A 23564-nucleotide genomic window follows, 5' to 3' on the forward strand; every position below is an offset into this window, starting at 1 on the left:
CTAGTCCAGCTCTTTCGCGAAGGCACCAAGGATGGTGTCACGCAGCCAGCGCTGCGCCGGGTCGGTGTCGAGCCGGGCGTGCCACGACAACCGCACCTCGACCGCGGGCAGCGGCGCTGGCACCGCGAACCAGCGGATACCGAGGGCCGGACCGTACTGCTCGGCGAGGCGCTGCGGAACGAGGCCGACGTAGCGACTCGACGACACCAGCAGGGCGGCGACCGCCGAGGTGGGCACCACGGCGGCGACCTGACGGCGCAGTCCGGCGGCCTCGAGCACCTCGTCGAGCGGACCCCTGGTCCGTCCGCGCCGGGACGCCGACACGTGCGGATGACGACACAACTGTGCCAGGGTCGGGCGCCGGTGCCTGCCCAGCGGACTGTCGGCGCGCACGATGCCGACGAGTCGTTCCCGGTACAGCGGCGCCGTCCGGATATCGGGTGCGGCGCCGTCACCGGCGCCGATATCCAGGTCGACGGAGCCGTCGCGCAACGCCTCCACGCTCTCGGTGCCCTCGGTGACGAACCGCAGGATCACCCCCGGAGCCAACGCCGCGGTGGCCTCCACCACGGTGGTCGCCAGGGTGGCGGCCACGCCGTCGTTGATGCGAATCGTGAAGGTGCGCTGCAGGTCCGCCGCGGCGATATCGCGCTCGGCACTGATCAGCGCCGACGCCTCGTCGAGCAGCGAGCGCACGCGGGGCGCGGTGCGCAGCGCGAACGGGGTCGGCGTCATCCCCCGGCCTGCCCGGACCAGGATCGGATCGTTCATCGCTCGCCGCAACCGGCTCAGCGCACGGCTCGTCGCGGGAATCGACAGGTGCAGCCGTTCGGCCGCCACGGTGACGCTGTGGTCCTGCAACAGCGCGTCGAACACCCGCAGCAGGTTCAGATCGAGCTGCTCCGCCATAGTTGCATCGTACGCAAAGTATTCTTGCCAAAGTTGCGTGGCAGGAAGTAACAGCAGGCACATAGCGTTTTTCCCATGCAATGGAATGTGCTCACCCGCGAGCGGATGCCGCGGGAATCGTCATCGGCGCCGGCCTCTGGCCCCGCCCTCCTCGCGATCATGTGCGCCTGCGTCGTCCTCGTCGTCGGCATGGTGGCCGCGATCAACCTCGCCGTCCCGATGCTGGCGTCGAGCGGCCTCCGCCCGTCCGCGTCGGCACTGGTCTGGATCGTCGACTCGTATGTGATCGTGTTCGCCTGCCTGGTGATTCCCGGTGGGGCGGCCGGAGATCGGTTCGGGCGCAAGGGCGTGCTGATCGCCGGTCTGGTGGTGTTCGCGAGCGGTGCGCTGCTGTCCGCCGTCGCGCCGAACATCGCGGTCCTGCTCCTCGGCCGGGCGCTCACGGGAGTGGGTGCCGCCGCCGTACTGCCCAATACGCTGGCGGTGCTGCTGCACGCCGTCGCCGCCGAGCGCCGGGGCCCGACCGTCGCGACCTGGGCGTCGATGACCGGCATCGGTGGTGTCGTCGGCAATGTCGGCGGCGGGGCGATCCTGTCCGGGGGATCGTGGCGGTGGCTGTTCGTGGCGGTGGTGCCGCTCGCGCTGGTTCTCGTGGTGCTCGTGGCCCTGTTCGCGCCGGTGTCACCGCGGCACGACCGGCGACTCGATCCGCTGGGAACGGCCTTGCTCGTCGGAGCCTCGGTGGCACTGCTGGTCGGCATCGTCGAAGGGCCCGAGGCGGGGTGGGGCAGCACGGTCGTGATCGCCGGATTCGGCTGTGCCGTGGTGCTGTTCGCGCTGTGGGTGTTCGTCGAGCTGTCGGTCGAGCATCCACTGCTGGATCCCCGTGTGTTCCGCTCGCCCGAGCTGCGCAGCGCGTGCCTGGGGATGACGACGATCTTCTTCGGCATGTTCGCGCTGTTCTACGTGAACGCCTCGTTCCTGCAGTACGGCAAGGGGTTCGGGGTGCTGCGCACCGGGCTGGGCATCGTCGCGCTGACCGTGCCGATCATCGTCGGCGCACGCCGGGTCGGCGGGCTGGTGCGGCGCATCGGCGCGGACGCGACGATCGCGCTCGCGTTCGTGTTCGTCGGTGGTGGCCTGCTCGGGTTGTCGACCTGTGGCGCGAGCACGCCGTATCCGGCCTATGCCGCCTGGCTCGTCGTCACCGGAATCGGTGTGACACTGGCCCTTCCGACGCTCTCGGCCGCCATCGCCGGATCGCTGCCGCCCGCGCAGGCCGGTGTCGGCGCCGGGCTCCAGGCCACCACCCGGGAATTCGGCAGCGCGCTCGGGGTGGCCGCGGTGGGCACCGTGCTCACCGCACGGTTCTCCGACCTGCTGCCGGCGGACCTGCGCGCCGCGCACGCACCGCACACCGTCGCCCAGGCGCTCGCCGTCGCCCCCGATCGAGCCGACGACATCCTCACCGCGTTCGTCTCGGGCACCCAGTCCGGGCTCCGCGTGATCGGCGTGGCGGTGCTGGTTCTCGGCGGCTCGGTGGTCGCGCAGTCCTTGGTCTCCGGGCGCGGAGAGCAGCGGTAGGTCAGCGAAACCCAACCTCCCACTCTGGATTTCACACTTTCTGCGGCCGCGAGTCGACCGCCTCCACCCCGTCCGCGCGAGTCGCGGGCAACCCTCGAGGAGTTTCACCATGCATGTCTTCATCACCGGAGCGACCGGATGGATCGGCTCGGCCGTCGTCGATCACCTGCTCGCCACCGGACACGTCGTCAGCGGCCTCGCCCGCTCCGAGACCGCCGCGGAGGTACTCGCGCGCAAGGGCGCCCGGCCGCGGCGCGGCGACCTCGACGACGTCGACGGCCTGCGCGCCGCCGCCGCGGCCGCGGACGCCGTCGTCCATCTCGCCAACAAGCACGACTGGACCGACCCGGCCGGAACCAACCGCACCGAACGCGCCGCGGTCACCGCGATGGCCGAGGCCCTGACCGGCAGCGACCGGCCGTTCGTCCTCGCCGCCGCACTCTCCGGCCTGACCAGGGGCCGCCCCGCAACCGAGCGCGATCCCTCCCCCGCCGTCGGCCCGGATTCACCCCGCGGCGGCAGCGAGAACCTCCTGCTCGCCTACGCCGACAGAGGCGTGCGCGTGATCAGCAGCCGATTCGCGCCCTCGGTCCACGGGCGCGGCGACACGGGATTCGTGGCGAGTCTGGTCGCGGCGGCACGGCGGCACGGCCGCTCCGCCTACCTCGGTGACGGTGACACAGCCTGGGCGGCCGTGCATCGCGGCGATGCCGCCCGGCTCGTCCGGCTCGCGCTCGAGGCGGCACCGGCCGGATCCGTCCTCCACGCCGTCACCGAGGAGGCGATCTCCACCCGCGCCATCGCCGACGCCATCGGGCGGATGCTCGACGTGCCGGTCGTGTCCATCCCACCCGAGGACGCCACCGCGCACTTCGGATTCGTCGGCCGGTTCTTCAACATGAACATGTCGGCGTCGAGCGCGCACACCCGGGAACTGCTGTCGTGGACGAGTTCCGGTCCCGCCTTGCTCGCGGACATCGAGAACGGCGCGTACGCCTGAGACCGGGCGCCGGCGCCCGCTGTGCTCCTCGGACAGCGGGTGACGGCGTCCTGTCCCGTCGGCGATCGCCCGGATGCCCGGTACGGCGGTCGCGCAGGTGTGACGCTCGGTACTTTCACCCTGTCGCGGACCGCGCGTCGATGGCAGGATCGGCTGCGGGAGTTGCCTGATCTACCCGGAGTGACGCTGCATCATGACCGAAACCCGCACCCCCGGCCCGGCTCGCCCGTCGAGATCCACCGACGGCGACCTCGTGAACGTCCGGCTCATCGCCCTGGCGATGGCCATCGGCTCGACCCAGCTGTTCATCCTCCCGCTACTGCTGCTTCCGCGGAACGCGGCCTGGGGCTGGATCCTGGTGCCGCTGGCGCTGACCACCACCCCGTTCTGGTCGCTGATCCACGAGTCCATCCACGGCACACTGCTGCGGGACCGCGCACGCAACGATCGTGCGGGCCGGGTGCTGGCCACCGTGTACGGCTCACCGTTCGCGCTGCTGAAAGCCGGTCACCTGCTGCATCATCGCTACAGCCGGATCCGCGAACGCGCCGAGATCTACGATCCCGCCACGACCAGCCGGTTCCGGGCCACGCGGTCCCACTACCTGCAACTCCTCGGCGGCCTGTATCTGCTCGAGCTGATCGCCCTGCTCCTCGCCGTGCTGCCGGCGCGGACCATCCGGGCGCTGGCCCGCCGGGTGGAGGCCCCCGAGTCGGTCGGTGGCCTCCTGCTCGAGCGGGTCGCCCAGCCCGCCGTGCTCGACAAGTTCCGCACCGACGCCGCCGCGATCGTCACCGTCCACGCGGTGGCGTTCCTGGCCTACGGCGCGCACGGCTGGATGCTGCTCGCCGCGATCGCCGCCCGCGCCCTGATCATCTCGCTCTCGGACAACGCCTACCACTACGGCACCGACCTCGACGCACCCCGCGAGGCGATGAACCTGCGCCTGCCCCGCCTGCTCGAACGCTGCACCCTCAACTTCACCCTCCACGACGTCCACCACCGCCACCCCGGCCTGCGCTGGCACGAACTCCCCACCCGATTCCGCGACGACGGCGCCCACTACCACCTCGGCTGGTTCACCGCCGTCGCCCGCCAGTTCCGCGGCCCCATCCCCCTCGACCGACCGACCGTGCGCCACGACTGATTCCCTCCCACCCCCCACCCGGGCTTGACCCGAACTATTATTCAGGTTTTACCGTGGCGTTCATGATCGAATCGCATACGTCGACGAAGACGATTCTGGTGACCGGCGCGACCGGGAACATCGGTCGGGAACTGCTGGCGCGCTTGGCCGGTCGGGACGATGTCCGGGTCCGGGCGGCGACCCGCGACCCCGCTTCGGCAACCTTCCCGCCGGGCATCGAGGCGGTGGCGACCGACCTGCGTGACGCCGAATCGCTGCGGGCGGCGCTCGACGGTGTGACGACGCTGTTCCTGGTATCGCGCGTGGGTGACGACGCGCGCATTCTCGCGGCGGCCCAGGCCGCGGGAGTCGAGCACGTGGTGCTGGTGTCCTCCATCACCGTGCAGACCCACCCCCATCTCGGACCGGCCATGGAGAACGCGGCGGTGGAACGGCTGCTCGTGGACAGCGGCATGGCGTGGACGATCCTGCGGCCCACCCAGTTCGCGTCCAATGCGCTGTGGTGGGCGCCCGCGATCCGCGAATCCGGGGGTGTCGAGATACCGTTCGCCGACATCGGGCTGCCGACCATCCATCCTGGCGACATCGCCGCGGTGGCCGCGCTGGCCGCGACCGAGCCCGATCATCGCGGACGCACTTACGCCCTGACCGGACCACAGCCGATCACCGCCCGCCGGCAGGTCGAGGTGATCGCCGCCGCACTCGGACAACCCCTTTCGGTCACCGAGATCGGCCGAGCGCAGGCCCGCGCGCGGCTGCTTCCCGCGCTGGACCCCGACACCGCCGACGCCCTCCTCGACGTCACCGGCGGCGACGTCACCGACGACCTTCGCACCGTCCACGACACCGTCGCCCGGATCACAGGCAGGCAGCCCCGCCCGTTCCACGAGTGGGTCACCCACCATCTCACCGAGTTCAGGTGAGAAACAACGACGAGCTGGTCCCGTGGCCGAAGCACGGGACCAGCTCGTCGTGATGGGGCTATCCGGTGGTGTCGATGATGGAGCCGACCAGGCTCCAGCGGTCACCGGTCAGGCGCTGGATCTGCAGGGCCTCGATGGGGAACGCGTCGCCGTTGCCGGTCTTCAGCGAGACTCCCGGGAGCAGCAGATCGATCGGGATGTTGTTCAGGTTGCGCATGGAGTCGCGCAGGCCCTCGCGGGTCGGGCAGGTGGCGGCGGCCATGGTCTTGGCGAAGCTGTCGGCACTGGTCCAGCCGATGATCGCGTAGTTGCTGGTCGGGTCGATGCCCTGGCCGTAGCGGGCCAGCTTGTCCTTGTAGTCGCGCATCGCCGGGTCGGCGTCGCGGGCAGGGTCGGCGGGGTCCTTGGTGTAGGCGGCCGACACCACACCCTGGATGTTCTCGACACCGACCGGCTTCAGCGTGGTCACCGAGTTGGAGACGGTGGTGATGACATGCAGCGGGTTCCAGTCACCGGTGCGCGCGTCGGCGGCGAGGGCTTGCGCGGTGAACTTCGGGGTCGAGAAGTTCAGCAGCACATCGGCTTTCGAGGCGGCCAGGTTGCGCACCTGCGGCTCCACCGTCGGATCGGTGACCTCGTAGCTCTGCTCGGCCACGATCCGCACGCCGCTGCCGGCCACCGCCGCGCGGAAGTTGTCGAGCAGGTCCTTGCCGAAGTCGTCGTTCTGATAGAGCACCGCGACGGTCGCGTCGGGCCGTTCCTGCCGGACGTACTTCGCGTAGGCCCGCGCTTCGGACCGGTAGCTCGGCTGCCAGCCGATGGTCCACGGATGCGCGGTATCCGAGCCCCACTTCGTGGCGCCGCCGGCGACGAACACCTGCGGGACCTTGCGCTGGTTCAGGTAGTCCCACACCGCGGACGAGGTGGCCGTGCCCAGCGTCGGGAAGATCGCGAACACCTGATCCTGCTCGACCAGCCGGCGGGTCTCCTCCACGGTCTTGGGCGGCTGGTAGCCGTCGTCGCGCACCAGGTATTCCACCTTGCGGCCGTTGATGCCGCCCTTCTCGGCATTGAGATAGTCGAAGTAGGCCTTCCCGGCCTTGCCCGCCTCGCCGTAGGCCGACGCGGGCCCCGACAGCGGGTACACCCCACCGAGTTCGATGGTGGTGTCGGTGATGCCGACGGTCTGCTGCCCCTGGCAGTCACCGCCCGCGGTCGTCGCCGTGTCGCCGCGACCACCACACGCGGTGAGGGCGAGCATCGCCGCCGCCGTGACACCGGCGACCCGGAATACCTTGGTTCTCATGGTCTTACGCCTTTCCGAGCAAGCAGGGTGAGGAGGTGACGAGGGAGCCGGGCGAGGAGTCCGGCCAGTCCGGTGGGTGCGAGATACATCAGGCCGATGACGACGATGCCGAAGATCACCCCGGGTGCGGCGTCGTTGACGTCCTGGGCCAGGCTCGGCACGTACATGACGAACGCGGCACCGAGCACCGCGCCCCACAGCGACCCGAGACCGCCGACGACGATGCCGGCGAGCAGCGTGATCGACAGGGCGACGGTGAACGAATCCGGTGACACATAGGCGATCACCCAGGTGTAGACGCAGCCCGCGATCCCGGCGAGCATGGCGCTCCAGGCGAAGGCGAGGGTCTTGTAGACCGCGAGCCGGACACCCATCATCTCGGCGACGATCTCGTTGTCGCGGATCGCCCGCAGCGCCCGGCCGACGCGTGATCGCAGCAGCCCGGCCACCGCCGCGAAGCTCAGTGCCGCCGTGGCCGCCGCCAGGAAGTACAGCCACTGGTCCTCGGCCAGACCCGTCCACGCCGGGGCGCTCGGCTTGGTGACGGTCAAGCCCATGGATCCGCCGGTGACCGCATCGAATCGCTTCAGCAGCGGCACCAGGAAGACCGCGATCGCCAGCGTCACCAGGGCCAGGTAGAGCCCGTGCAAGCGCAGGGCCGGGATGCCCACCGCGACACCGAACAGGAAGGTCACCGCGGCGGCCGCCGGGAGAGCGGCGAGATACGGTGCGTCCCAGTGGTGCATCATCCCGGCGGCCACATACGCACCGGCGCCGAAGAAGGCGCCGTGCCCCAGTGAGATCTGCCCGGTGTAACCGACGAGCAGGTTCAGCCCGAGCAGCGCGATCGCGTAGACCATCACCATCGAGAGCTGGAAGGTGTAGAAGGGCGCCAGCTGGAACGGTGCCACGCAGACCGCCACGGCCAGTGCCGTGAGGACGAGCGCGGTCCGGTGCGCGGTCACGAAGGCGACCAGGCGCGCACGCGGTGCGGGTGGCGTCCCACCGGGTTCGGCGGCGGGCGCGGTGTGGTGCAGTGCGGTCTCGCTCATACTCGCTGCACCGCCGGGGTTCCGAAGAGACCCTGCGGGCGCACCAGCAGGACGGTGATGATGATCAGCAGCGGCACGGCGATCTTGAGCTCGGTGCCGATCGCGTCGATATAGGCGCCCGCCAGTGTCTCGCTGACCCCGACGATCAGGCCACCGGCGACCGCGCCGACCGGCGAGTCGAAACCACCCAGCGTCGCCGCGGCGAAGGCGTAGATGAGGACGCCGCCCATCATGTTCGGTTCCAGGAACAGCATCGGCGCGGCGAGGATGCCCGAGACCGCGCCGACCAGGGCCGCCAGGCCCCAGCCGAGGGCGAGCACGACGCCGACGCGAATCCCGTTCAGCCGGGCCGATTCCGGGTTCGCGGCCACCGCCCGCATCGCCAGCCCGATCTTGGTGAACCGGAACAGCGCGAACAGCGCCACCATCACCAGGCCGACCACCGCGAGCACGCCGAGGCTCTGATAGCTGGCGCTCACCCCGCCGGTGCCGATCGCGCCCGCGGGGAACGGGCTCGGAAAGGTGTGCAGCTGGAACGACCAGATCCATCCCGCCGCGGCATTGACGAAGAAGTACAGGCCGACGGTGACGATCACCAGCGTCAGTTCGGGTGCGCCCTCGACCGGGCGGATCACCACCCGTTCGATGAGCAGGCCGCCGGCGAAGGAGACCGCGAGGGCGGTGAGCATGGCCAGCCACAACGGCATTCCGCTCTGGCCGAACTGCCAGGCGAGAAACGCCGAGAACATGGCCAGCTCGCCCTGGGCGAAGTTCGCCACGCCGGTGAATCGGTAGATGAGGACCAGTCCCAGCGCCAGGCTCGCGTAGATCGCGCCCGCGGTGAGACCGCCGAGGAGTTGTTCGAGAAATGCATGCATGGGTCAGGCCTGATATCCGAGGTAGGAACGAGCGATGTGGTCGTCGGCGTCGATCTGGGCCGGCGTGCCCGACAGCACTACCCGGCCGGTCTCCAGCACGTGGGCCCGATCGGCGATGGCCAGCGCGAGATGCGCGTTCTGTTCGACCACCACGACGGTGGTGCCGTCGGCTTCGTTGACGGCGGCGATGATGGCGAACAGCTCCTGGGTCACCAACGGCGACAACCCGAGTGAGGGCTCGTCGAGCAGCAGCAGGCGCGGCCGCATCATCAGCGCGCGGCCGAGCGCCAGCATCTGCTGCTGGCCACCGGACAGGCCGCCCGCCTGCTGCCGCAGTTTGTCTTTCAGGATCGGGAAGTAACCGAAGACTTTGTCCAGGTCGGCGCGGATCGCGGCGGTGTCGCGGCGGGTGAACGCCCCGACGCGCAGGTTCTCGGCGACCGTCAGCGGCGCGAAGGTGCCGCGCCCCTGCGGCACGTGCGCGACGCCGAGCCGCGCCACCGATTCCGGCGTCGATCGGCCCAGCACCACGCCGTCCACGCGCACGCTGCCCGCGCGCGCCCGCACCATGCCGCTCGCGGTCCGCAGCAGGGTGGTCTTGCCCGCGCCGTTGGGGCCGAGGATCGCGCACACCTCGCCCTGGGCCACCGACACACTCACCTCGTGCAGCACCTGCGCCGCACCGTATCCGGCGCACACGCCGTCGACGACGAGGAACTCGCTCATGCCGGGGTCCCCAGGTAGGCGGCGACGACCTCGGGATGCCGTTGCACCTGCGCGGGCGTGCCCTCGGCGATCACCCGGCCGAAGTCCAGGCACACCACCCGATCGCACAGGCCCATCACGAATCCCATGTGGTGTTCGACCACGATGACGGTCAGGGCGAATTCGGCGTGCACGGCGCGGATGAGCGCGGCGAACTCGAAGACCTCGCCGTGGCTGAGGCCGTTGACCGGCTCGTCCAGCATCAGCAGCCGCGGCCGGCAGGCCAGTGCCCTGGCCAGTTCGATCCGTTTGAGTGTGCCGAACGGGAGTCCGGCCGCCGGGTGGTCGGCGACCTCCAGCAGATCCAGGCGTTCGAGGACCTCGTGCACGTCGGCGACGAGCCGGGTCTCCTCGCGCCGGACCCCGGGCAGCCACAGGGCCGCCGCGCCGAATCCCGACGTCGCCCGGTGGTGCGCGCCGACCAGGACGTTCTCGCGCACCGACATGTGCTCGAACAGGCCGAGATTCTGGAACGTGCGGGCGATTCCCAGCCCGGTCAGCTCGTCGGGGCGCTTGCGCAGCAGATCGATTCCGCGATAGGTGACCGTGCCTGCGTCGGGCTTGCCGCGGCCGGTCAGGCAGTTGAACAGCGTGGTCTTTCCGGCGCCGTTCGGGCCGATCAACCCGAGCATCTCCGACTCCCCGACGTCGAAGCTCACTCCGTCCAGGGCGGTCACGCCACCGAATCGGACGGTGATGTTCCGTATTTCCAGCAAGCCGTCCTCCGCTCCCCGGATCGTGTCGCCACGATGTCGAGCTGTGCGCTGCCGACGCTGGTCTGCGCGTCGGGCGCCAGTATCAAATCAAGGGCCTGCGGCGGCGGGGAGGACGAACGAGTAGCACCGATGGGACGAGTGAAATGTCCCAATTGTCCCGGATGACCGGGACGGGATGCGGTAGCCGGTCACGGCACCGGACCCGGACAGACGACCACCGGCCGGGCACAGTGCCCGGCCGGTGGTCGTGGTGCCGATCGGATCAGCGCGGCGCCATGCGGATCGCGCCGTCGAGGCGGATGGTCTCGCCGTTGAGCATCGGGTTCTCCACGATGTGCCGGGCCAGCGCGGCGAACTCGGTGGGCTGGCCCAGGCGCGAGGGGTGCGGCACCTGCGCGCCGAGCGACTGCAGCGCCTCCTCGGGCAGCGTCTCGAACAGCGGGGTGCGGAACAGACCGGGCGCGATGGTGACGACCCGGATCTTGAAGCCCGCCAGGTCACGCGCGACCGGCAGGGTCAGGCCGACGATGCCACCCTTGGACGCCGAGTAGGCGGCCTGGCCGATCTGGCCGTCGTAGGCGGCGACGGAGGCGGTGTTGACGATGACGCCCCGCTCCTCGCCGACCGGTTCGGTGGCCGCCATGCGCTCGGCGGCCAGCCGGATCACGTTGAACGTGCCGACCAGGTTGACGTTGATCACCTTGGTGAAGTCGGCGAGCGGGAACGCGCCCTTCTTGCCGACCGTCTTGATCGCGTTGCCGATGCCCGCGCAGTTCACCGCGATCCGCAGCGGCGCCAGCGATTCGGCGACGTCGAGGGCCGCGGACACCGCCGATTCGTCGGTCACGTCCGCTGCCGCGAAGGCCGCGCCCTCGCCCAGCTCCTTGGCGATGGTCGCACCGTTGGACGACGGCAGGTCGACGATGACGACCTTGGCGCCCTGCGCGTGCAGTTCCCGCACGGTCGCCAAGCCCAGACCCGACGCGCCGCCGGTGACGATCGCGGACGCATTGACGAATTCCATACCAGTTACTCCTGTTCGATGAGGTGACTCGTGGTCGACCGCAATATTGACACACCTCGCCAAAACTGGTTGGCTTTCGCCGTGACGCCGCCCGCTGCCCGCCGCCCCGGCCGCCCGTCGGTGCTGGACACCCGGGCCGTCTCCGTGGGCGCGCTGCGCCTGTGGACCGAACGCGGTTTCGCCGCGACGAGCTGGAACGACCTCGCCGAGGCCACCGGGATCAGCGCGCGAACCCTGTTGCGGCACTTCTCCTCCCGGGCCGAGATCGCCTGGCTGGGGGTCGCGCCTGCCACGGATCGGCTGCGCGACGCTCTCACCGGCGCGGCCGAGGACGCGCCGCCCGCGCTGGTGGTCCGCACGGCGATCGTCGAATCGGTCTCGCGCGACCCGCGGATCCACGAGCTCGCGCCGGATTGGCTGCGATTGATCTCCTCCGAACCCGAGCTCGCCGCGACCGCGCCCCGGATCTACCAGCCCTGGATCGATACGCTCTCGGGCTATCTCGCCCGCCGGCTACCCGGCTCCCCCGCCGCCATCTGCCGGGCGCTCGCGACCGCCTACCAGTCCGCGACCTTCGCCGCGCTGATCGAGTGGGCCGAGTCCGGCGCGGGTGACGACTGCGCCGACTCGGTCGATCGGATGCTGCGGTGGATGGACGGTCACCTGCCGGGAACCGGCACCGCCCCGGACTCCTCGTCGCGGATCTCGGCCAGCGCGCCGAGCTGATCGCAGTAGTGCTCGGCCGAGGTCGCGGTCAGCGCGGCGCCGATCACCGTCGCACCCGCGCGGGTCGCCGCCGCGAGCTTCTTCCTTGTCCCCGTGGGGTTTCCGAGCGGGTCCAGGGAGCCGGCCGAGAGCACGATCTCGAAGCCGGCGGGCGGCTCGCGGCGGGCGAGCAGCGTGCCGATGTCGTCGAAGGTCAGCCCGAACGGGACCCAGCCGTCGGCGAGGTCTACCGCGCGCCGCAGCGACCGGGCCGTGCGGCCACCGACCCACAGCGGGACCGATTCCTGGACGGCGTGCGGTTCGACCACCAGGTCCGAGAACCGGTGATACGGGCCGTCGTGGTGCGGGACGCGCTGCGACAGCGCGGCTCGCAGCGCGACCAGGGCAGCGTCGGCACGGGCGCCACGGTCGTCGAACGGCACGTCGAGGAGCTCGAATTCCTCCTGGAGCGAGCCGACCCCCAGGCCGAGGACCAGCCGTCCACCGCTCACGACATCGAGGGTGCCGTAGCGCTTGGCGATCTCGAGCGGATGGTGATAGCCGAGGACGAGCACCTTGGTGGCCAGCCGGATCCGTTCGGTGCGCGCGGCCAGGTAGCCCAGGGTGGCCAGCGGATCCCAGTACGTCGCGCCACGCACCGCCGCGACGGCGGTCGGCACCGCGACATGTTCGCTGCACGTGAGGTGATGGAAACCGAGCCGGTCGGCGGCGACCGCGATCCGCGCCAGTTCGGCGATGCCCGCCGACTCCTCCCACGGGCTGTGCGCGCCGGGCACCCGGGTGACCACCGGGGTGTCGATCCCGATTCTCATCGCGCCGCCTCCCGAGCGCCCGGCGGCGGCAGGAGCTTGCGCGCCCCGGCGCTCGCCGCCAGCAGCAGCGCGGCCCGGTCGGTTCCGCTGTTGCGCTCGGCGATCGCGGCGAACTCCGTCACCACGACGACAGGTCCGTTCGGCAGGCTCGCCAGCCCCTGCGCGGCGACCTCGCGGGGTTCGGAGACCCGCAGGCCGGGCCGGTCCATCCGCAGGCCCGCTCGGGCCATGGCCGGGGTGCGGGTCACACCGAGGACCAAGTGCAGGACATCGACGTCGTAGTCGCGCATCTCCAGCCACAGCCCCTCGGCGAAGGTCCGCAGGAACGCCTTGGCCGCCGCGTAGACGCTGATCTGCGCCGACCCCAGATAGCCGCTGAGCGAGCCGACCAGCAGGATCCCGCCGCGGCGCCGCTCGCGCATGGGCGCGCCGAAGTGCTGGACCAGCCGCAGCTGGGCGGTGATGTTGAGGTCGATCACCTCGCGGAATCGGTCGATGTCACCGGTCACGAACTCGTGACCGTAGGTGTTGGCGCCCGCGTTGTAGACGAGCAGGCCCACGGTCAGGTCCTCGGTGAGGGCCGCGATGCGGTCGGGCGCGTCCGGGGCGAGCAGATCGACCGACAGGGTGCGCACCTCGACGCCGTGGGCGCGGCAGACCTCGGCGGTCGCCAGCAGCGGTTCTTCCTTGCGTGCCAGCAGCACCAGATGCGTGCCCGCGCGGGCGAGCTGCTCGGCGAACTCGGCGCCGACGCCTTCCGATCCGCCCGCGATCACCGCCCAGGGTCCGTACTTGTCGAGATCCATGATGCTCAGCTCCGTTCGGATCCGGTGCCGACACCGCCGAGCAGCTCGCGCGCCTCCGGCCTGCCGTCCAGCAGCCGGGCCACCCGGCGCTCCACCTGCCAGCGACCGTCGGCCTTGACCAGTTCCCAGCGGTTCGCGGTGATCCGGGCGACCCGGAAGTCCGCGGTCGTGCCCGGCACCTTCAGCACCAGTTGCGAATGGCCGATGGCCACCGCGCGGTCCCCGTCGACCTCGATGTGCGGCAGCCCGAGCAGGTGCGCCGAGCCGTTGGTGATGAAGCCCTGATGCGGTGCGCCGCCGACCATCGCGCGCAGTTCCGCACGCCCGCGCAGCATTCCCGAATCGACGTCGTACTCACCGTCTTCGGACCACAGTGCGGCCGTGGCGTCGGCGGCTCCGCTGTCCACCGCGGGACCGTAGGCGGCGATCAGCTCGAGGATCTGCCATTTGTCCTCCATCACCTGCACGCGTCGCAGCAGTGCGCCGATGTCCCCGGTCGTCTGTGTCATGGATCCCTCACGTCGTCGAATGGCTTCGACAGTAACCACGTTCCACCTGACGGTGTAAGAAATTCCTCCCACTCAGTGGGCCGAATCCGGTCAGGACAGGGCGGCCCGCCGCGCCGCGACCCGGGCCCACACCTGCGGGTCGGTGCGCGGACCGCCCGGGGTGTCGGCACCGTATCGGCGGATCTGGGCGTCGATGTCCAGCGGCGCGGTCAGGGAGGTGCCGGGCGCCAGCGCGTCTTCCACGTGCGCGTCGGGCACCAGCCAGCACACCTCGAACTCGATGCCGTCGGGGTCACGCGCGTAGAGCGCCTTGGTCGACCCGTGGTCGCTCGCGCCGGTCAGCGCGTCCGCGGCGGCCAGGGCGTCGCGGACCGCGGCCAGTTCCGACAACGTATCCACTTCCCACGCGACGTGATACAGCCCGACCGAGCCCTGTCCCGCACCGCGCGTCCTGGCCTGGAAGAGCCCGAGATCGTGGTCGTTGGCCGAGCCGGGGTGACGCAGGAAGGCGCCGCCGGGGAACCCCTCGGCGAGCCGCTCGAATCCGAGCACGTCCTCGTAGAACGCGATGCTGCGCGGCAGATCCGCGACGAACAAGACGATGTGGTTGATTCCCCGCATGCCCGGTGACCTCCTGGGTGGACTGTTCTCGACCCGTCACCGTCCCACGGAACCGCGCCGGGACGACATCGGGTGACCGCCGAGTGGGACTGTTCGCGCGGTCCTCACTTCGGGACCAGCCCGGACAGATCCGCGTCCCGGATCGGCGTGTCCGGATTCGCCTGCCCGCCGCACATCAGGTTGATCGCGGCGACCGCCAGGTCGACATCGTTCTGGTCCGCCGCCGCGTTCCCGCGGCCCTCTTCCTCGAGCAGCTTCGTGACCGTGGTGTGCTTCTTCGCCGAGTTCTGGGCGAGGTACTCACTGCACCGGGTCTCACCGCCCTTGTTGACCGCTTTCTCCAGCTCCGCGCATCCCGTCGACCCGCCCAGGGCGGCCAGGATCAGCGCGGTCGTCACGATCGTCGTTCGCAGGTCCATGATCACTCTCGTTCCTGTCGCATCCGTGCGCCGCGAAGGCCCTACACAGGGGGCATAGCCACGATCGACGACGGTAATCAGCCGCGCCACGAATACGCCCGCACGGCCGTCATCCGCGCCGCGCGAGCGCCACCGACAGCGCCTCGGCGCCCGCGCGGATCGTGTCGACGTACCGCTCGCGCTCGCCCCGGCGCACCGTCGATCGCAGCGGGCCGATCTGGACCTCGTAGGGCGCACCGGCGCCGGTGAGCACCGGCGCCGACAGATAGCTGACGGGCAGCGGGTGCTCGTCGGCGAGGTCGGCTTCCCGGTAGGGGCGCGCGGTCAGGCGGGCCAGCTGCCGCAGCACCCGGGCGCGGAGTTCCGGCTGGACCACCTCGCCGCCGACCGCGCCGAGCAACTCCGCGAGCACCTCCACCAGACCCGCGTCGGCGGAGTCCGGCCCGAAGATCGCGCAGCCGTGGGTGGTGACGAACCGCAGCAGCGCGGGCGCGCCCCGCCGTGCCGGACCGGTCGCCGCCGCCGACCACGCGCGGCGTTCGGCGTCCCCCCGCCACGGCATCACCGCCGCGCCCGCCGGGTAGGACAGCGGAATGGACTGTCCGACCGCCAGTCCCGGCACGATGCGCGCGCCCTGCGCGTACTCCTTGGCCACCACGGTGAGCCGTCCGTCGGCGATGCGGCTCAGCGTCACGCCGCACTGCGCGGCCACCGCCATCGCCCGTAGCTCGGCGCTCACCGTCGCGGCCGGGATCTCGGGGTCGGCGACGGACAGCGCGGCGAGCGCGGGGCCGGGACCGAAGCGCCGGTCGCGGTCGCGGCGCACCCATCCGGCGTCGGTGAGTTCGGTGAGTACCGCGGTGACCGTGGCACGGGCGAGCGAGAGCGCCGACGCGATCTCCGAGGCGGTCAACGCCCGGTCGCCGCGCGTCAGCAGTTCCATCACCTCGATGACCCGACGGGTCGGCGGCGACGCGGATTCCGGCATGACACCCCTTGTCTGCGGATGTGACCCGCCCTACACTGCTTCGACTATTCGCCACATATTAGTCGAATATTCGACGCACGAGAGGTGCACATGATCCTCGACCAGTTCCGTCTGGACGACCGGGTAGCCGTTGTCACGGGAGCGGGACGCGGCCTCGGCGCCGCGATCGCAACCGGATTCGCCGAGGCCGGTGCCGACGTGGTGATCGCCGCGCGCACCGAGGCCGACCTGCGGCGGGTCGCCGATCAGGTCGAGGCGGCGGGTCGGCGCGCGCACGTCGTGGTCGCCGACCTGGCCGACCCGGACGCCGTCACCGCGCTGGCCGACGCCGCGACCGCGCAGTTCGGCCGTCTGGACATCGTCGTCAACAATGTGGGCGGGGCACTGCCGCGACCGTTGCTCGACACCTCCCCCGACGATCTCACCGAGGCCTTCGCCTTCAATGTCGGAACGGCGCACGCCCTGGTGCGGGCCGCCGTGCCGAAGATGCTCGAGACCGCGGGCGGCGGATCGATCGTCAACATCACCTCGACCATGGGCAGGCTGCCGGGCCGCGCGTTCGCCGCCTACGCCACCGCCAAAGCCGCCCTGGCGCACTACACCCGCAGTGCCGCCATGGATCTCAGCCCCCGGATCCGGGTCAACGCGATCGCCCCCGGCTCGATCCTGACCTCGGCGCTCGACATCGTCGCGGGCAACGACCAGATGCGCACGGCGATGGAGCAGGCGACACCGCTGGGGCGCCTCGGCGAGCCCACCGACATCGCCGCGGCCGCGCTGTTCCTCGCCTCGCCCGCGGGCGCCTTCCTCACCGGGAAGGTGCTCGAGGTCGACGGCGGGCTCATCGCGCCGAACCTGACCATCCCCCTGCCGGATCTGTGAGGACGACACCATGGTTCACCGCGTAGTCCATTGGGGCACCGGCAATGTCGGGCGGCACGCCCTGGCGGGCGTGCTGGCCGACCCCCGCTTCGATCTGGTCGGCGTGCGCGTCTCCGGTCCCGACAAGGCCGGTCGCGACGCCGCCGAGCTCGCCGGGTCACCCACGCCCACCGGCGTACTCGCCACCGCCGACACCGCCGATATCCTGGCGCTGCGGCCCGACTGTGTCGTCTACACCGCCATGACCGACAACCGGTTGATGGAGGCGCTGGCCGACCTGCGCGAGCTGCTCGCCGCCGGGATCAATGTGGTGGCCAGCGCACCCGTCTTCCTCCAGTACCCGTGGCAGGTGCTGCCTGCGGATCTGCTCGGCCCGGTGGAACAGGCGGCGGCGCAGGGCAATTCCTGCCTGTTCGTCAACGGCATCGACCCGGGTTTCGCCAACGACCTGCTGCCGCTGGCCCTGCTGGGCACCTGCCACTACGTCGAGCAGGTGCGCTGCCTCGAGATCGTCGACTACTCGACCTACGACAATCCCGCGGTCATGTTCGACATCATGGGCTTCGGCAGGCCCATGCACCAGACGCCCCTGCTGCTGCAGCCCGGCGTGCTCTCGCTGGCCTGGGGCAGCGTGGTGCGCCAGCTCGCCGCGGGTCTGGACCTCGAACTCGACAGCGTCACCGAGCATTACGAGCGACTGCCCGCGCCGGAGACCTTCGAGATCTCGTCGGGCACCATCCCCGCCGGTACCGCGGCGGCCCTGCGATTCGAGGTCCGCGGCATGGTCGGGGACCGGCCCGTCACCGTGCTCGAGCACATCACCCGGCTGCGGGCCGACCTCGCACCCGAGTGGCCTCAGCCCGCCCGCACCGGCGGGTCCTACCGCGTCGAGATCACCGGCGAGCCGCACTACACCCTGGATCTGGCCATGTTCAGCGACCACGGCGACCACAACCACGCCAGTCTCGTCGGCACGGCGATGCGGGTGGTCAACGCGATCCCCGCCGTCGTCGCCGCGCCGCCGGGCATCCGCACCACGCTGGACCTTCCCCTCGTCACCGGTGCGGGCCTGGCCGATCCGGGCCGTAAGCCCGGACAGCGCAGGTGAAGAACGGCCGACCCGAGGGTCGGCCGTTCACTCGTCCGCGCTCGGTCCGGCGACACCGGCCTCCCGTCCCCACGCCGGCGGGTCCACGACGGTCGGCCGGATGTCGGCGGGCGGCCAGGTCGTCCAGGCGGCCGCGGCCGCGTGTTCAGCGATGGATTTTCCCCAGTTCCACATCGTTTCGCTCCTCCCCAGAGCTCCTCGGTGGTCTCACCAGGCTATCCGGCGATGATGTGGAGAGCTAACGATTATTCGCCGCGCGCGCCGCATCCGCGCGGCGCCGAACCGCTTCGTAAGCTGCGGGTGTGCGCCTGATCGACCTGACCCAGCCGATCCACACCGGCATGCCGGTGTTCCCCGGCGACCCGGAAGTCCTGCTGGAACCGGCCCTCCGGGTCGCCGACGACGGGGTGAACGTGCTGCGCGTGCACCTCGGATCGCAATCCGGGACCCACGTCGACGCACCGGCTCACCTCGACGATCGCCTGCCCACCCTCGACGAACTGCCGCTGGAACGGTTCATCGGGCCCGCGCACCTCGTAGATGCCCGTTCCGTGCCCGCGCGCGGCGCGATCGGAGTCGAACTGTTCGACCTCGATCCCGTCCCGGGTGCGGTGGTGCTGATAGTCACCGGCTGGTCGACCCGCTGGGGCACCGCCGGCTATCTCGGCCATCCCTCTCTACACCCGGATGCCGCACAGTGGTTGGTGGACAAAGGAATCCGGACCGTCGGCATCGACGCTCCCAGCATCGACCCGTCCGAGGCCGACGATCTCGCCCTCCCGGCGCACCGGATCCTGTGCGGCGCGCACGCGGTCATCGCCGAGAATCTCACCGGGCTGGACCGGCTGCTGACCGCGCGGACCGCGGGCGCCGCGATCGAGATCTCGCTGTTCCCGCTACGGCTCAGCGGGGCGGACGGTGCCCCGATCCGCGCGGTGGCCCGAGTAGCCGACCGGTAGCGGCCCGCCACGCGGCCGAGACGCTACCGACGCCGGCGTCGAACACCAGGATCGGCGCGGCGATGTCCCGGTTGTGGCGGCCGGGCCCCGGGTTACGAGAGCAGCCATCTGCCGAGACGACTTCCGAAGCCGAATCGAACCAACGCTGCGAGCTGTCGCTCGGTCGCCGGGGAATACGGGTACCAGATCGCTTCCCGTTTCGATCCACCTCGGGCGACCAGGACGGGTTGGGGATGCGTATAGCCACGCAGCCCCTCCGCGCCGTTGTTGATGTGTCCGAGCCCGCTGCTCTTGCGCCCGCCGAACGGCGCCTCCGGCACGCCGTAGATCACCGCGGCGTCGTTGTGGACGACGGACCCGGTGTTGAGCCTCGCCGCGATCCGGCGCGCTTTGGCGCCGTCTTCGGTGAATATCGAACCGCTGAGACCGTAGCGACTGTCGTTTGCGAGCTCGATCGCCGAGTCCTCGTCGGGCACCCGCATTATCGCCACGACCGGGCCGAAGGTCTCCTCTGTCATCAGGTCCATCTCGTGGGTCACGTCGATGACCACCGTCGGTGCGAAATGCAGGCCGTCTCCCCCGACCGGATCACCGCCGACCAGGATCGACGCGCCACGCAGTCGCGCATCCTCGAGATGGCGCCGCACCACCTCGAGCTGCCGGTCCCAGATCAGCGGTCCGACATCGGCGGCCTGGTCACGACGGAACCGCACCTGCGCAGCCTGCTCCCGCACCCGCCGGATGAATTCGTCGGCAACGCTTTCCACCACGTAGACGCGTTCCACACTGAGGCACACCTGACCGCAGTTGAACAGCGACAAGTACACGGCCCCGGCCGCCGCGCGCTCGAGGTCGGCGTCCGCGCAGACGATCATGGCGTCCTTGCCACCCAGTTCCAGGGCACACGGTGTCAGCGCCGCGCCGCACGCCGCGCCGACCTTGCGCCCCGTCGCGACGCTTCCGGTGAAGCAGATCTTGTCGACACCCGAATCGACGAGCGCGGCACCTGTCTGTCCGTCACCGTGCAGGACCTGGACGACGTCCTCCGGGACACCGGCTTCCCGCAGCAGGCGAACAACCCACGCACCCGAATACGGCGCGACTTCGGACGGTTTGAGAATCACGGCGTTGCCTGCGAGCAACGCCTGGACGACCGGATTCAACGACAAGACGAACGGCGCGTTCCACGGCGTGATCACACCGACCACACCGAGCGGCTGGTAGTGCACGAACAGTTTCCGGAACGGCCGGATATATCCGTGCAAACCGCGACGCTCCGGGTTCAGAGCGCGCGCCGCGTGCGCGCTCCAGTAATTGATGAAGTCGCAGGACGGAACCAGCTCCATCGTCAGCGCCTCGATGCGCGGCTTGCCGGTCTCGGCATGGACTGTATCGATGATCTCTTCGCGCCGGCGAACGAGGACATCGAGCGCGCCGCGCACGATCCTCGCCCGTTCCCGCACCGGCAACGCCGCCCACACAGGCTGGGCGGCACGGGCGCGGGCCACCGCGCGCTCGACGTCTTCCGTGGTGCTCACCACCAGTTCCCCGACCCGATGCCGATCGATCGGACTCTCCAGTGCGATCCGGCGTCGTCCGTCCGACGTCTCGGGCAGCGGTTGGGTTATGGCCATCAGTTCTCCTTGGAACGCCGCGACTCACGCTCTATTCTGGCCACCATTCCATACTAATGTCTAGAGTATTGTCCAGTTCACTGCCGCCGACCACGGTGCTATTTGGTCGGCAAAGCGTTCTGCAGACCACCGACATCGGTGATCTTCCAGTCCGCGTTGCGATCCAGCGTCAGCGAGTAGGTCACGGTGGTCTGGGCACCGGTCGGGGTTTGCGCGCTCGTCGAGGTCACCGTGAGATAGGCGTTCACCTTGTAGATTCCGCCGGCCTCGGAGATCACCTGCGCCGACAGCGGCGTCGCTGTGGACGTCCACTGCAACGGCAGCAGAATCTGTTCCAGTTGTGGGGAGGTGGCCTCGAACTTCGCCGCAAGTTCGGGGGTGGTGCCCGCTTTCAGCCGGTTCAGCCATGCTCTGGTGTCGCGGTAGTCGATCGTCGAGGCACCCACCGCGTAATTCGACGCGACCTGTTCGGCATGCCGGTCGTCAACGGACTTCGCCTCCCGTGCGGCCAGGTCGGCGTCGGCCGATCGGTAGAGCATCGCGAAAACCGCGGTCGACACGAGCAGCGCCACGATCGCGAACGCGGCTACGAGCGTGGTAACCGACAGCGACACCGTCCGCTCACCCACCCGGGGTAGTCGAGATCCGCGCGTCGCCGCGGACGCCTGATCGGTGGATGTGTCGTCGACCTCCGCTGTCGCGGTGTCGCCGACTTCGTCGGTCCGCGTTGTCATGTGCTGTCCTTCCGCCGAATCGGTGGGCTACGAGGTGGATCCGCTACTTGACGCCGATTCGGAATTGCAGGGTGCCGTCGGCATCGACGCCGTGGAGCGCCTGATTGATCAATGCGCTGATGTCCAGCGCCGGGGTCCGGTTCATCGCGTCGGTGACGACCGGTTCCAGCACCGGCCCCAACTGGGCGGCGGTCGGCCCGATCTGCTCGACGAGGGTGGTCATGTTCCGCAGGAAGGGCACCAGCCCGTCGCCGGTGAAATAGTCGGTGACCGGACGGCTTTCCGCGAGTGCCGCGCCCGACTCGACAATCCGGTTCAACGTGGTACCGAACGCCGCGAACTCGGGGCCCGCCGCGGCCAGCGACGGCCCCAGCCATTCGATGTCGCCGCCGAGCGCCTGAAGGTCGTCGAACAATTGCCGGACGGTCTGGGTGCGGCTGAGCAGCGTCGCGGCCAACAGCGACGTCGATCGTTGCAGGGTGTGCACGGCCGAATCGGTTCCGCTCAGCGCGCGATCGAAGGTGCCGACCAGATTCCCGATCACCGCGGGATCGATCTGTTCGAGCAGTCGCACCAGTTTCGCCGACAACGCGGTGATGGTCATCGGCATCCGGATCCGCTCGGTGGGCACCACCTGTCCGTCCTCGAGATACGGCGCGGCATCGCGCACCGGCGAGAACTGCACATAGGGCTCACCCAGCGCCGAGAGTTGTTCGATCCGCACCTCGCTGGCCACCGGAATCCGGTACCGGTCCTCGATCCGCAGGCGCACGAGGACACCGCCGGCTTGCTTGGTCACCGTCTCGGTACGGCCGACCTGCACCCCGGCCACCAGCACCGGGGCATGGGCGCCCAAGCCGCCCGAGTCGTCCAGGCGCATCTCGACGGTGACGAAGCCGCGCCGGGGATCGACGTGCAGCACACCGAACGCCATGTACCCGACGCCGAATATCAACACCGCGACAATCGACGAGAGCGACACTGCCGCACGGATATTCATCGCAGCACCCCGATCATGCGCAGAGTGTCGACAATGCGGGCGGTCTGATCTTCCGACGAGATCGCCGCGGGCTGCGGCGCGCCCACCGTCACACCGACAACGTTCACTTTCGGGCCCCGATCGGCAAAGGGAATGATCTTGTTCTGGATCAGGTCGACGACCTGTTTCATCGTCGAGGGCGAGTCGGCGTCGAGCGGGCGGCTGCCGAAGAGCATGGGCACGATCGCCCGGGTGGTGCCATCAAGGGATTGCACGACCGGCCCGAGCCAGCTCAGGCTGGGCGCGACCGGACCGAGAGCGGTGAGGACGAAGATGACGCCGATCTGAGCGTTGATGGAATCGACGGTGTGCGCAACGCCGTACGGCGTCAACAGGTCGTCGAACACCGGGACGTCCTCGCGCAGGCCATGGCCGGTCGCCGCGAGACCGTCGAGCACGGCACCCACGGAGCTCAGATTGCCGCCGAGGTCGACCAGGTCGCGGCCGAGTACCTCGGCGATGCGCGCGGTCTCGCGTGGATCATCGGGCATGATCGCGTTCATCTGGGTGACGATGGTCTGGATATCGGTCACCGCCCCGCTGCCGACGAAGGTGGCCAGCCCCGCGAAGATGTCCTCGATCGGCACCGAGGGGATGCTCTGTGCGAGGGGAATCGTGGCGCCCGGCGGCATCGGGGCCGCCGTCGAGTCCACCGGTACGCGCAACGCGATGTGCACGTCACCCAGTGGTGTCTCCTGCCGCAGCGCGGCTGTCGTCGCCGCGGGCAGCTGTACCGACGAGCGGACGGCGACATCGGCGACGACGTACCCGCGCCTGCCCTGTTCGGTCGGCGCGGTCGAGATCGGGTCGACGAGCCGCAGGCCGGTCAGCTGGCCCACCCGGACGCCGTCGGCGAACACCTTCGCTCCCGGCGGAAGATTGAGAACGTCGGCGAACTCGATGTGCAGATCGTAGGTGGGGCCGTCGACGCCGGCACCCGGCACCGTGATCTCCGCCGGCTGAAATCCGCAGCCGGTCACCGCGAGTGCCACGGTGAGTGCCACGGTCGTGCCCATACGTCGA

Annotated in this window: 26 protein-coding genes; 8 read left to right on the top strand and 18 right to left on the bottom strand. The window is 70.1% G+C overall.

The window, feature by feature from the left end; translation table 11 throughout:
- Complete coding sequence (locus AB0L91_RS20385; protein WP_365012037.1) at window positions 1–909, bottom strand: LysR family transcriptional regulator; 909 nt, start codon at window positions 907–909, stop codon at window positions 1–3.
- A gap of 75 nt (window positions 910–984) precedes the next feature.
- Between AB0L91_RS20385 and AB0L91_RS20390 the strand changes: the two genes are divergently transcribed.
- The 4 genes from AB0L91_RS20390 to AB0L91_RS20405 all read left to right on the top strand — a co-directional run bounded on the left by AB0L91_RS20390 (window position 985) and on the right by AB0L91_RS20405 (window position 5563).
- The gene (locus AB0L91_RS20390; protein ID WP_365012039.1) at window positions 985–2493 is read left to right on the top strand and encodes an MFS transporter; all 1509 of its coding nucleotides are present in this window, start codon (window positions 985–987) and stop codon (window positions 2491–2493) included.
- A gap of 109 nt (window positions 2494–2602) precedes the next feature.
- Window positions 2603–3493, top strand: a complete 891-nt coding sequence (locus tag AB0L91_RS20395; RefSeq protein WP_365012041.1) for an SDR family oxidoreductase — start codon at window positions 2603–2605, stop codon at window positions 3491–3493.
- Window positions 3494–3686: 193 nt separating this feature from the next.
- Window positions 3687–4640: a fatty acid desaturase gene (locus AB0L91_RS20400; protein WP_365012043.1), complete on the top strand. Its 954-nt coding sequence runs from the start codon at window positions 3687–3689 to the stop codon at window positions 4638–4640.
- A gap of 62 nt (window positions 4641–4702) precedes the next feature.
- Complete coding sequence (locus AB0L91_RS20405) at window positions 4703–5563, top strand: NAD(P)H-binding protein (RefSeq protein WP_365012045.1); 861 nt, start codon at window positions 4703–4705, stop codon at window positions 5561–5563.
- 58 nt (window positions 5564–5621) lie between these two features.
- Here the strand turns inward: AB0L91_RS20405 and AB0L91_RS20410 are convergent, their stop codons facing one another.
- The 6 genes from AB0L91_RS20410 to AB0L91_RS20435 form a co-directional block, all read right to left on the bottom strand.
- Entirely contained in the window at window positions 5622–6869 is a 1248-nt protein-coding gene (locus tag AB0L91_RS20410) for an ABC transporter substrate-binding protein (protein WP_365012047.1), read from the bottom strand.
- On the bottom strand, window positions 6866–7921 hold the full coding sequence (locus AB0L91_RS20415; protein WP_365012049.1) for a branched-chain amino acid ABC transporter permease: 1056 nt from the start codon (window positions 7919–7921) through the stop codon (window positions 6866–6868). Before AB0L91_RS20415 ends, AB0L91_RS20410 begins: the two co-directional genes overlap by 4 nt.
- Entirely contained in the window at window positions 7918–8799 is an 882-nt protein-coding gene (locus AB0L91_RS20420) for a branched-chain amino acid ABC transporter permease (protein WP_357346826.1), read from the bottom strand. The genes AB0L91_RS20415 and AB0L91_RS20420 overlap by 4 nt, the downstream gene beginning before the upstream one ends.
- Before the next feature lie 3 nt (window positions 8800–8802).
- Entirely contained in the window at window positions 8803–9525 is a 723-nt protein-coding gene (locus AB0L91_RS20425) for an ABC transporter ATP-binding protein (RefSeq protein ID WP_365012051.1), read from the bottom strand.
- A complete protein-coding gene (locus tag AB0L91_RS20430) occupies window positions 9522–10280 on the bottom strand; it encodes an ABC transporter ATP-binding protein (protein WP_365012053.1) in 759 nt (252 codons plus the stop codon). The genes AB0L91_RS20425 and AB0L91_RS20430 overlap by 4 nt, the downstream gene beginning before the upstream one ends.
- A 262-nt stretch (window positions 10281–10542) precedes the next feature.
- A complete protein-coding gene (locus AB0L91_RS20435) occupies window positions 10543–11304 on the bottom strand; it encodes a 3-hydroxyacyl-CoA dehydrogenase (RefSeq protein ID WP_355272460.1) in 762 nt (253 codons plus the stop codon).
- Window positions 11305–11385: 81 nt separating this feature from the next.
- Between AB0L91_RS20435 and AB0L91_RS20440 the strand changes: the two genes are divergently transcribed.
- The gene (locus AB0L91_RS20440) at window positions 11386–12030 is read left to right on the top strand and encodes a TetR family transcriptional regulator (RefSeq protein WP_365012055.1); all 645 of its coding nucleotides are present in this window, start codon (window positions 11386–11388) and stop codon (window positions 12028–12030) included.
- Here the strand turns inward: AB0L91_RS20440 and AB0L91_RS20445 are convergent.
- The 6 genes from AB0L91_RS20445 to AB0L91_RS20470 all read right to left on the bottom strand — a co-directional run bounded on the left by AB0L91_RS20445 (window position 11964) and on the right by AB0L91_RS20470 (window position 16185).
- On the bottom strand, window positions 11964–12842 hold the full coding sequence (locus AB0L91_RS20445; RefSeq protein WP_365012057.1) for a TIGR03619 family F420-dependent LLM class oxidoreductase: 879 nt from the start codon (window positions 12840–12842) through the stop codon (window positions 11964–11966). The genes AB0L91_RS20440 and AB0L91_RS20445 overlap by 67 nt on opposite strands.
- Window positions 12839–13651 carry an SDR family NAD(P)-dependent oxidoreductase gene (locus AB0L91_RS20450; RefSeq protein WP_365013649.1) on the bottom strand — a complete coding sequence of 271 codons (813 nt, stop codon included), beginning with the start codon at window positions 13649–13651 and terminating at the stop codon, window positions 12839–12841. The genes AB0L91_RS20445 and AB0L91_RS20450 overlap by 4 nt, the downstream gene beginning before the upstream one ends.
- A 2-nt stretch (window positions 13652–13653) precedes the next feature.
- A complete protein-coding gene (locus tag AB0L91_RS20455; RefSeq protein ID WP_355272465.1) occupies window positions 13654–14157 on the bottom strand; it encodes a nuclear transport factor 2 family protein in 504 nt (167 codons plus the stop codon).
- 90 nt (window positions 14158–14247) lie between these two features.
- The gene (locus AB0L91_RS20460) at window positions 14248–14778 is read right to left on the bottom strand and encodes a VOC family protein (protein ID WP_365012059.1); all 531 of its coding nucleotides are present in this window, start codon (window positions 14776–14778) and stop codon (window positions 14248–14250) included.
- A 104-nt stretch (window positions 14779–14882) separates the two neighbouring features.
- Window positions 14883–15197: a hypothetical protein gene (locus tag AB0L91_RS20465; protein ID WP_365012061.1), complete on the bottom strand. Its 315-nt coding sequence runs from the start codon at window positions 15195–15197 to the stop codon at window positions 14883–14885.
- Window positions 15198–15306: 109 nt separating this feature from the next.
- Complete coding sequence (locus AB0L91_RS20470; protein ID WP_365012063.1) at window positions 15307–16185, bottom strand: helix-turn-helix domain-containing protein; 879 nt, start codon at window positions 16183–16185, stop codon at window positions 15307–15309.
- A 90-nt stretch (window positions 16186–16275) separates the two neighbouring features.
- On the opposite strand from AB0L91_RS20470, the gene AB0L91_RS20475 reads away from it, so the two are divergent.
- Both AB0L91_RS20475 and AB0L91_RS20480 read left to right on the top strand, forming a co-directional pair.
- On the top strand, window positions 16276–17067 hold the full coding sequence (locus AB0L91_RS20475) for an SDR family oxidoreductase (protein ID WP_365012065.1): 792 nt from the start codon (window positions 16276–16278) through the stop codon (window positions 17065–17067).
- 10 nt (window positions 17068–17077) lie between these two features.
- Complete coding sequence (locus AB0L91_RS20480) at window positions 17078–18175, top strand: diacylglycerol kinase (RefSeq protein ID WP_365012067.1); 1098 nt, start codon at window positions 17078–17080, stop codon at window positions 18173–18175.
- A 27-nt stretch (window positions 18176–18202) separates the two neighbouring features.
- On the opposite strand, the gene AB0L91_RS20485 is transcribed toward AB0L91_RS20480, so the two are convergent.
- Window positions 18203–18349 carry a hypothetical protein gene (locus tag AB0L91_RS20485; RefSeq protein ID WP_365012068.1) on the bottom strand — a complete coding sequence of 49 codons (147 nt, stop codon included), beginning with the start codon at window positions 18347–18349 and terminating at the stop codon, window positions 18203–18205.
- 128 nt (window positions 18350–18477) lie between these two features.
- On the opposite strand from AB0L91_RS20485, the gene AB0L91_RS20490 reads away from it, so the two are divergent.
- Complete coding sequence (locus AB0L91_RS20490) at window positions 18478–19134, top strand: cyclase family protein (RefSeq protein WP_365012070.1); 657 nt, start codon at window positions 18478–18480, stop codon at window positions 19132–19134.
- A gap of 92 nt (window positions 19135–19226) precedes the next feature.
- On the opposite strand, the gene AB0L91_RS20495 is transcribed toward AB0L91_RS20490, so the two are convergent.
- From AB0L91_RS20495 to AB0L91_RS20510, 4 genes are all read right to left on the bottom strand, one after another.
- Window positions 19227–20768 (bottom strand): aldehyde dehydrogenase family protein, encoded by a 1542-nt coding sequence (locus tag AB0L91_RS20495; protein ID WP_365012071.1) that lies wholly within the window; start codon window positions 20766–20768, stop codon window positions 19227–19229.
- A gap of 98 nt (window positions 20769–20866) precedes the next feature.
- Complete coding sequence (locus AB0L91_RS20500; protein ID WP_365012072.1) at window positions 20867–21340, bottom strand: hypothetical protein; 474 nt, start codon at window positions 21338–21340, stop codon at window positions 20867–20869.
- A 205-nt stretch (window positions 21341–21545) separates the two neighbouring features.
- The gene (locus tag AB0L91_RS20505) at window positions 21546–22502 is read right to left on the bottom strand and encodes an MlaD family protein (protein WP_357346815.1); all 957 of its coding nucleotides are present in this window, start codon (window positions 22500–22502) and stop codon (window positions 21546–21548) included.
- On the bottom strand, window positions 22499–23557 hold the full coding sequence (locus AB0L91_RS20510) for an MlaD family protein (RefSeq protein ID WP_365012074.1): 1059 nt from the start codon (window positions 23555–23557) through the stop codon (window positions 22499–22501). Before AB0L91_RS20510 ends, AB0L91_RS20505 begins: the two co-directional genes overlap by 4 nt.
- Window positions 23558–23564: the final 7 nt, after the last annotated feature.

This window comes from Nocardia sp. NPDC051833 (genome assembly GCF_040681225.1).
GTDB lineage: Bacteria > Actinomycetota > Actinomycetes > Mycobacteriales > Mycobacteriaceae > Nocardia.

What these genes read in the sequence shown, in the direction of transcription:
- AB0L91_RS20510 (WP_365012074.1), bottom strand. Translation starts at nt 23,557, where the DNA reads ATGGGCACGACCGTGGCACTCACCGTGGCACTCGCGGTGACCGGCTGC.
- AB0L91_RS20460 (WP_365012059.1), bottom strand. Translation starts at nt 14,778, where the DNA reads ATGCGGGGAATCAACCACATCGTCTTGTTCGTCGCGGATCTGCCGCGC.
- AB0L91_RS20495 (WP_365012071.1), bottom strand. Translation starts at nt 20,768, where the DNA reads ATGGCCATAACCCAACCGCTGCCCGAGACGTCGGACGGACGACGCCGG.
- AB0L91_RS20420 (WP_357346826.1), bottom strand. Translation starts at nt 8,799, where the DNA reads ATGCATGCATTTCTCGAACAACTCCTCGGCGGTCTCACCGCGGGCGCG.
- AB0L91_RS20415 (WP_365012049.1), bottom strand. Translation starts at nt 7,921, where the DNA reads ATGAGCGAGACCGCACTGCACCACACCGCGCCCGCCGCCGAACCCGGT.
- AB0L91_RS20425 (WP_365012051.1), bottom strand. Translation starts at nt 9,525, where the DNA reads ATGAGCGAGTTCCTCGTCGTCGACGGCGTGTGCGCCGGATACGGTGCG.
- AB0L91_RS20410 (WP_365012047.1), bottom strand. Translation starts at nt 6,869, where the DNA reads ATGAGAACCAAGGTATTCCGGGTCGCCGGTGTCACGGCGGCGGCGATG.
- AB0L91_RS20400 (WP_365012043.1), top strand. Translation starts at nt 3,687, where the DNA reads ATGACCGAAACCCGCACCCCCGGCCCGGCTCGCCCGTCGAGATCCACC.
- AB0L91_RS20455 (WP_355272465.1), bottom strand. Translation starts at nt 14,157, where the DNA reads ATGACACAGACGACCGGGGACATCGGCGCACTGCTGCGACGCGTGCAG.
- AB0L91_RS20470 (WP_365012063.1), bottom strand. Translation starts at nt 16,185, where the DNA reads ATGCCGGAATCCGCGTCGCCGCCGACCCGTCGGGTCATCGAGGTGATG.
- AB0L91_RS20390 (WP_365012039.1), top strand. Translation starts at nt 985, where the DNA reads ATGCAATGGAATGTGCTCACCCGCGAGCGGATGCCGCGGGAATCGTCA.
- AB0L91_RS20480 (WP_365012067.1), top strand. Translation starts at nt 17,078, where the DNA reads ATGGTTCACCGCGTAGTCCATTGGGGCACCGGCAATGTCGGGCGGCAC.
- AB0L91_RS20435 (WP_355272460.1), bottom strand. Translation starts at nt 11,304, where the DNA reads ATGGAATTCGTCAATGCGTCCGCGATCGTCACCGGCGGCGCGTCGGGT.
- AB0L91_RS20405 (WP_365012045.1), top strand. Translation starts at nt 4,703, where the DNA reads ATGATCGAATCGCATACGTCGACGAAGACGATTCTGGTGACCGGCGCG.
- AB0L91_RS20475 (WP_365012065.1), top strand. Translation starts at nt 16,276, where the DNA reads ATGATCCTCGACCAGTTCCGTCTGGACGACCGGGTAGCCGTTGTCACG.
- AB0L91_RS20445 (WP_365012057.1), bottom strand. Translation starts at nt 12,842, where the DNA reads ATGAGAATCGGGATCGACACCCCGGTGGTCACCCGGGTGCCCGGCGCG.
- AB0L91_RS20505 (WP_357346815.1), bottom strand. Translation starts at nt 22,502, where the DNA reads ATGAATATCCGTGCGGCAGTGTCGCTCTCGTCGATTGTCGCGGTGTTG.
- AB0L91_RS20385 (WP_365012037.1), bottom strand. Translation starts at nt 909, where the DNA reads ATGGCGGAGCAGCTCGATCTGAACCTGCTGCGGGTGTTCGACGCGCTG.
- AB0L91_RS20485 (WP_365012068.1), bottom strand. Translation starts at nt 18,349, where the DNA reads ATGTGGAACTGGGGAAAATCCATCGCTGAACACGCGGCCGCGGCCGCC.
- AB0L91_RS20395 (WP_365012041.1), top strand. Translation starts at nt 2,603, where the DNA reads ATGCATGTCTTCATCACCGGAGCGACCGGATGGATCGGCTCGGCCGTC.
- AB0L91_RS20465 (WP_365012061.1), bottom strand. Translation starts at nt 15,197, where the DNA reads ATGGACCTGCGAACGACGATCGTGACGACCGCGCTGATCCTGGCCGCC.